Annotated in this window: 5 protein-coding genes and 1 pseudogene; 3 read left to right on the forward strand and 3 right to left on the reverse strand. The window is 73.4% G+C overall.

The genetic code is table 11. The features are described from left to right. Positions 1–67: 67 nt before the first annotated feature. Together ABZ371_RS26295 and ABZ371_RS26300 are read left to right on the forward strand one after the other, a co-directional pair. Positions 68–637, forward strand: a pseudogene (locus ABZ371_RS26295) (BadF/BadG/BcrA/BcrD ATPase family protein); the annotation flags it as partial. Between the two features lie 139 nt (positions 638–776). After that, a complete protein-coding gene (locus tag ABZ371_RS26300; protein WP_358683959.1) occupies positions 777–1703 on the forward strand; it encodes a hypothetical protein in 927 nt (308 codons plus the stop codon). Positions 1704–1989: 286 nt separating this feature from the next. Here the strand turns inward: ABZ371_RS26300 and ABZ371_RS26305 are convergent, their stop codons facing one another. The 3 genes from ABZ371_RS26305 to ABZ371_RS26315 form a co-directional block, all read right to left on the reverse strand. After that, the gene (locus ABZ371_RS26305; protein WP_358683961.1) at positions 1990–3072 is read right to left on the reverse strand and encodes a lactonase family protein; all 1083 of its coding nucleotides are present in this window, start codon (positions 3070–3072) and stop codon (positions 1990–1992) included. 190 nt (positions 3073–3262) lie between these two features. Beyond that, a complete protein-coding gene (locus ABZ371_RS26310; protein ID WP_358683963.1) occupies positions 3263–4774 on the reverse strand; it encodes an FUSC family protein in 1512 nt (503 codons plus the stop codon). 487 nt (positions 4775–5261) lie between these two features. Then, on the reverse strand, positions 5262–5963 hold the full coding sequence (locus ABZ371_RS26315; protein WP_358683965.1) for a ScbR family autoregulator-binding transcription factor: 702 nt from the start codon (positions 5961–5963) through the stop codon (positions 5262–5264). 552 nt (positions 5964–6515) lie between these two features. On the opposite strand from ABZ371_RS26315, the gene ABZ371_RS26320 reads away from it, so the two are divergent. Continuing rightward, a complete protein-coding gene (locus tag ABZ371_RS26320) occupies positions 6516–7196 on the forward strand; it encodes an HAD family phosphatase (RefSeq protein ID WP_358683967.1) in 681 nt (226 codons plus the stop codon). The last annotated feature ends 140 nt before the right edge of the window (positions 7197–7336 follow it).

A 7336-nucleotide genomic window follows, 5' to 3' on the forward strand; every position in this document is an offset into this window, starting at 1 on the left:
CGTTGCGTACGGTCCTCGTGCAGGTCAGGCGGGTGATCTGGGTCTCACACGGACGTGATCGGGTCTCAGGCGGGCGGACGGCTGGGGCCATCTGCTCGGCGACAGCGGGGGCGGCGCGTGGATCGGCCGGGCCGGGCTCGACGCGGCGATGCGGGCGCACGACGGCCGCCGGGGCGGTTCCCCGGCGCTGCTGGCGCGGCTGGAGGCGGTGTTCGGAGCCGCGGCCGGTCTTCCCGCCCTGCTGTACCCGAGGACCGACCGGCCGGCGCTGCTGGCCTCCTTCGCACCCGAGGTGGCGGCCTGCGCCGCGGACGACGAGGTGGCCGCCGGGATCCTGCTGGCGGCCGCCTCGCACATCGCCGAGGCGGCGGCGGCCGTGTGCCCCGGGGCCGGGAAGACCGGCACCGCCGGCGGTGAGAGCGTCGAAATCGCCCTGACGGGCGGTCTGTTCAGGATGGGTGACCCGCTCCTCGACCCGCTGCGGCACGAACTCGCGCGGCAGGTGCCGCAGGCGCGCCTGGTACCCGCCGCGGGGGATCCGCTGCACGGCTCCCTGGAGATCGCCCGCGCTCTCGCCCGGTCGGCGCTTCGGCTGCCGACCCACCCGACGCTCCTCCACGTGCCCGAGGCGGAGTGAGCGCCGCACGCGGCCATTCGGCCGGACAGAGCTGGGCAGTTGCCTGTTATGCCACCGAGCCGGTCATAAGCGGACAGATGACGCCCGACCGCCCCCTCCCCGATCCGGGGTGCGGGCAGAGCCAGTAGCATGCCACGCCATGAGCACCCCCACTGGGCCCGCTTCCGGCCTGCCTGTACGAATGCCGCGACCTCGCCAGTCCGGACGGCACCGCCGCCCGGAGCCCGTGGTCGCACCCGAGGGCGCTGCCGCGCTCGTTCTCGCTGTTCCCGGTACCCCCTCCTCGGCCACGCGTGGCCTGGCCGAGGAAGTCACCAGCATCGCCCGCTCCGAGCTGCCCGGCCTGAACGCCCGGATCGGATACCTCGACGGTGACGACGCCGACTACCCCGCACTCGCCTCCGTGCTCGTCGACGCGGCGGCCGAGCGCACCGCGCGCTACGAGCAGGCCGTCGCGGCGGGCCGTGAGGTCGCCGCTCCCGCAGGCCCCTCCGCCGTCGTGGTCCCCCTGCTCGCGGGGCCGGACAGCGCCCTGCTCAGGCGCATACGGCAGGCGGTCGCGGACAGCGGTACGCAGACCGAGCTGACGGACGCGCTCGGCCCGCACCCGTTGCTCGCCGAGGCGCTGCACGTGCGTCTGTCGGAAGCCGGGCTGGCCCGCGCCGACCGCGCCAGGCTGTTCACCGTCGCGACCGCGGCCGACGGCATCGTGCTGGCCACGGTCGGCGGCGAGGAGGCCGTGCAGGCCGCCGGCATCACGGGGATGCTGCTGGCCGCCCGCCTGGCCGTGCCGGTGATGGCGGCCGCCCTGGACGTGGACGGTTCGGTCGCCTCGATCGCCCGGCAGCTGCAGAGCTCGGGTTCCGCACAGCTCGCGCTCGCGCCGTACCTCGTGGGGCCGGAGATCGACGCCGACCTGCTGGAGGCCGCGGCGAAGGAGGCGGGTTGCGCGACCGCCGAGCCGCTGGGCGCGTACCCGGCCATCGGCAAGCTCGTGCTCTCGCTGTACGCGACGAGACTCGGCATCACGCCGGCGACGCCGCAGGGAGCGGTCCAGGCGCACTGACACGCGTCCGCCCCGCACCCCGTCGGGCGGCACGGGCCGGAGCTCCGGCCGATGCCGCCCTTCGCGTCCGGGCGCCGGGCGGGCAGGCGTGTACGGGCGTCCGGGGGATCACGGCGCGGCGGGCCCGCGAAGCACGGACGACCGGCCGCTCACGGCCGGCTCCGGCGGACGGACCGGCGGGCCGGTGGCCGTCCGCGTGGACCAGGAGGCGTTGTGCGCAGGCCCCGGACCAGGTGGTTCCTGGTCCGGCGCGTGTGGCGTGGCGTGCCGCGCCACGCACCGTGCGTCAGGCGAAGACCACGCAGGAGGCGGCCGGGGCGTCCAGGGAGCCCGCGTGGGCGGGCACGCCCGTCTCCGCGTCGACGGCGAACCAGCTGACGTTACCGGAGCGCTCGTTCGCGGCGTACAGCCACTGTCCCCGGGGATCGAGGGTGAGGTCCCTCGGCCAGTGCCCGCCGCAGCCCACGGCGGCGACCAGGGCCGGCTTCTCGCCCGTCTCGTCGAGCGTGAGCACGGAGATGCTGTCGTGGCCGCGGTTGGCCGTCCACAGGAACCGTCCGTCGTGCGACACCACCACCTCGGAGGGGTACGTCCGCTCCGCGCCTTCCGGGTCCGCCGTGTCCGCGTCGTGCGGCAGCACCGGCGTCTCGCCGACCGGGTCGAGACGCCCGGCCGCAGCGTCCCAGCGGCACACGGTCAGGGTCGGTTCGAGCTCGTTCAGGACGTAGAGGTGTCCCCCGGACGGGTGAAATGCGAGGTGGCGGGGTCCGGTGCCCGGACGCATCGCCGCCTCGCCGTGCAGCCGCAGCGCGCCGGTGGCGGGGTCGAGTGCGCAGACGCGCACGGAGTCCGTGCCGAGGTCGACGCTCAGGACCCACCGACCCGAGGGATCGGCGAGCACGTGGTGCGCGTGCGGGCCCGACTGTCGGTCCGGGTCCGGTCCGCTGCCCTCGTGGCGCAGTACGGACGCCACCGGTCCGAGTGAACCGTCGGTGCGCACGGGCAGAGCGGTGACGCTGCCCGAGCCGTAGTTCGCGGTGAGGAGGTGGCCGGCCGCGAGGGCCAGGTGGGTGGGGCTGCTCCCGTCCACCGGGCGGGCCTCGCCGATGAGCCGGGGTACGTCGTCGTCAGGGGTGACGGCGAACGCGGCCACGGCCCCGTCGGATCCCTCGCTGACGGCGTACAGCACCGCACCGCCCCCGTCCGGAGCGCTGCCGACCGCCAGGAAGGAGGGGTCCGCGACGGCGTCCGTACGCGCGAGTACGGTGAGCGCTCCGGTGTCCCGGTCGACGGCGACGGCGGTGATCCCGTGCCCGCCCGCCGAGGTGAACGACCCTATGAATGCCCGCCCGGCACTGCTGCTGCCCATCGCGCTACCCCTCTTCACGTCCGTGGCGATCTTCCTCCGACCGTAGCAGGCAGCCCTTTCTGGTTCAGACCAACTGTGTGTCCGTCCACCGTCCGGACGTCCACCGTGCGTCCGTCCATCCTCCGTCCGGCGCTCCGTCCGTCCGGCTCTCCGCCCGCCTCAGCACCGCGAGCTCGCCGCGTGCGACGGATCAGGCCCCCGCGGTGACGTGGCCCGCCCTCCGCAGGGGCACGGCCAGGTCGAGCAGGGCTCGCTCGAGCGCGTGGAGATGGGCGAGCACCGGCTCGGCGCCCGACGGCTCGGGGACCGCCTCCCTGTCCGCTCCGGGGTTCCGCCCGGCAGCCGGCGCGGCGGTGAGCGCCTCCACGGCGGCCTCCACCCGCCAGCAGGCCGCGGCGAGCCGGATGTCGTGCGATGCCTCCGGGTCGGCCGCGACGGAGGCGAGCCCCCGAACCTCGCGTACGCAGTCGTCGAGCAGCCCGAGCACCTGCCGCGCACGTCGTTTCCGCGCCGCCACCGGGTTGAGCGGATGCACCAGCGGAGCGAGGGACAGGCGCACCCGGCCGAGGATCGCCTCCAGCTCGGCGACGCGGGCGGGCGGGTCGGCCTCCTCGCCACCGGCGATCCTGGCGGCGGCCTCCGCCGTGCACGCGTGCACGCACCGCAGTGCCCGCTCCACCCATGCCTCGGTCACGGAGTGCGTGGTCACCGGGAGCACGAACAGCACGGCGAGTACGGCACCGAGGGCACCGACCGCCGTTTCGGTGACCCGCAGCACGAGCAGACCGGCGTCGAGCACTCCGAGCAGCCCGTACAGCATGCTCGCCATCACGGTCACGGCCAGCATCATCCAGGTGTAGGAGACGGCGGCGGTGTAGAAGATCCCGAACACGCTCATCGCCACGACCACGGCGGCCACGACCGGCTCATGGTGCAGCGGCACGGCGACGGCGAAGCCCAGGCCGATGCCGAGCACGGTCCCCAGGAATCGTCTGAACCCGCGCACGACCGCTTCGCCGCGCGAGGTCGTCGCCACGAACACCCACCAGGTGGCGCCGACGGCCCAGTACCAGCGCTGGTCGGAGAGGACCTGTCCGGCGGCGAGTGCGAACGCCGCCCCCGCCGTGGCCTGCACGGCCTGCCGCGTCGTGATGCGTTCGAGCCCCGTCGCCCCGTCGGGAAGGGCGGCGACCGCGGGGACCGGGAGCCGTCGCTCGTAGCACCACAGACCGAAGCGCACCACCGACGAGGCGACGAGCGACAGCAGGACGGCCGCGTAGAGCTCGGGCAGACGGCCGGGCACGGTGTGCAGGAACTGGGCGGAGAAATAGGCCATGAAACCGAACACGCCCAGCGAGTGTCCGCGGGGTCCCCATCGCCGCGCGTACACCCCCGCCCCCACGACGGCGAGGAACGCCAGGTCACGCGCGACGGGCATGTCGTGCAGTACGGCGGCGAGCGTGAGGACCGGGAGACCGGCGACGGGGAGAAGCGCGGTCGTGGCCGCCTGCCCGCGCACCGTCGGGTCGGTCACCGTGAACAGCGCGAGAAGCGCGGCCAGACCACCGGTGATGGCCGCCGCCAGCGAGTGGCCGACCGCTCCGCAGACAGCCACGGCGAGCCCGATGCCGAGCACGGCCCGGGACGCGAACCGCAGCCGCACGCGTCCCGGATCGTGTGCCACGAACGCCCTCTTCAGCACGTTGCCCCGTTTCTTTTCGCACGCAGACCAGCGCGGACATGAGAAAGGCGCCGCAAGGATCCCGGGGGATCCGCAGCGCCATCGACGGAACCATTTCAGCATCCGAGAGGCTGGTGGTACAACCGCGGCCCGGCCTCTTGGGCCAATGGCCCATTTCCGCTCCGCCGCGTCCGGTGCCGGCAGAGCCAACGGACCAACCTCCCACCCCTCGTCTTACGGTCTCGCCCGGCCTCACGGCAACGGCCGGCCCGACGTTGGGGTACTCCAAACGCCGGTGGGTGCCCGCCCGCCGGGAGCGTGCGGGCACACCGGGCACACACCGGCGCGGCCGCACGAGGGGACGGCCCCACCGGACACGGCGGAGGTGCGCCGCGCGACCCGCGGCGCCGGACGGGCGCACGCCGTGCCGGCCCTTCGCGCCGGCCGTTTCCCGCCGCCCTGGGCGGGCTCGTCGACACGGTCCGCCGGCTCCTTCGTCCCACGGCCGTCAGCGGGGACCCGCCCCCGGCGACGCCGCGATCGCCCGGCGCCGGGTGCGGTGGCCGGCCGGCCCCTCGGGCTGTGCGGGAAACCGGCCCCTCGCCCGGGCGAGCAGGGCCACCGGGTCGGGTTTCGCCTGCAGGGACGTGAGCACCAGCTGCCACCACTGCTCCAGCCGTTGCCTCCAGTCCCACCTGCCCGGCATCTCGTCGGTCAACGTGCAGTGCCCGTAGAACGCGCAGACGAGGGCGCCGGCCACGGCCGACGGCTCGACGCCTTCCGCGAGCTCCCCTCGCGTGCGGGCCTGGGCGAGGAGCCGGGTGACGGCCAGTGCCCACGCACCGAACGGTGTGGGCAGGGCGGACTCGATACCGCGCCGCTCCGCCCACAGCCGCGCACCGGCCCGCGCGAGGACGTCGTCGCGGAGGGACTGCGCCACATCGAAGCTGAGGGCGATCAGCTTCTCCAGCGGAGGGATCTCCGGTGCGGCGTAGGCGGCGGCGAGCTGCGGCCATGTGGCGAACTGCTCCCTGACCACGGCGAGCGCGAGCTTCTCCTTGCTGGAGTAATGGAAATAGATCGCCCCGCTGGTCTTTCCCGAGTGGTCACTTATGTCATTGACACTCGTTCCCGCATATCCCCGTTCGACAAATAGATGTGCCGCTGATTCCAGAAGCACTCTGCGCGTTTCTCGCGCCCTGTCCTGCATGTGTTCCACCTTCACTCACATGTTCTAGTGTCACCCCGCAAAAGGACACACCCTCCTTGGCGGAGGGCGCAGTCGCATCGCGCGAAGATCTTATTATTCATCGTCCGTCCGTGTGCACGGGCCGCTCCGCACAATCCGGCGCGCCGGCGGAAGAATCGTTTCGCATGACACGGCCGCCCCGTCTCCGATCGAGGCAGCAGCGACCTGGACAACCGGTCCCACCAGGCGAATCGGCCACACTCCCGCCGTCGGGCCCTGGCCGTCCGGTTACGGGGAAGGAACTCCGTAGCCCTCCGCCGACCCTTTCCCATGCACTCGAATTGGTGATTGCGGAAAATCGAGACCCCTAATTAACGTAATGGTCACGATGTTTCGTACGGACCGGTCCTGACGACCTGCGTCCGCCACGGCGCGCCCACCCGAACCGACCTGGTCGCCGTTGTCGTCCCGCATCGCCCGTTTCCGTTTCCTCCGCGCGTGCATCCCCCATCCCGGCACCCGTCTGCGCCCCACACCGAGCGGCTCGGCGCAGCCTCCGAGAACGGCAGCTACATGACAGCTCATCGCATCCTCTCCTGGTCCCCGTCCGCCATCGTCTTCGACTGCGACGGAACCCTGATGGACACGGAACGGCACTGGCAGGAGGCCCGGAACGTCACCTTCCGCGTCTTCGGGCTGAAACCACCTGCCGGATTCGCCGACCGCTCGAAGGGAGTGCACTACACCGAGTGCGGCGCGCTGATGGCCCAGGAGACCGGCAAGCCCGACCTCGCCGACGATCTCGCCGACACGCTGCTCAGCAGCTTCACCGCGCTCGTCGACCAGGACCCCGTCACCATGCCGGGCGCCGCCGCGCTGGTCCGGCTGGCCGCGCGCAGCCGGCCTCTCGCCGTGGCGAGCAACTGCCCCCGCACGACGGTGGAGTCCTGCCTCGACCGCGCCGGGCTCCTCGGGTGCTTCGACCACGTCGTGGTCGCGGGTGAGGACATCAGGCCGAAGCCGGAGCCGGACGTCTACAGCGCGGCGGCCCGCCTCTGCGGCGTACCGCCCGAGGAAGCCCTGGCCGTGGAGGACTCGCTGACGGGTATGGAGTCGGCCCGCCGGGCGGGCCTGCGCGTGATCGGCATCGGGGAACGCCCGCCGGGCCCGGAGGCGGAGCAGGCAGATCTGTGGGTCGCGAGCCTCGCCGACTCCGAGCTGCAGACCTGGGCCCACAGCCGGCTCGGCGCGTAGCGGAACCGGTGCGGTGCCTGGGCGGGGCAGACGTACGGCAAGCTACGGCCGGCCATGGAATCCGGGGCGGACGCGCGGTCGCACCCGCGGGTTCGCCGGGCGCATGCCCCGTCACCGGCCCCGGGCAGCGGCACGGCCCG

Source organism: Streptomyces sp. NPDC005899 (genome assembly GCF_040629645.1).
In the GTDB taxonomy this organism is placed as follows: domain Bacteria; phylum Actinomycetota; class Actinomycetes; order Streptomycetales; family Streptomycetaceae; genus Streptomyces.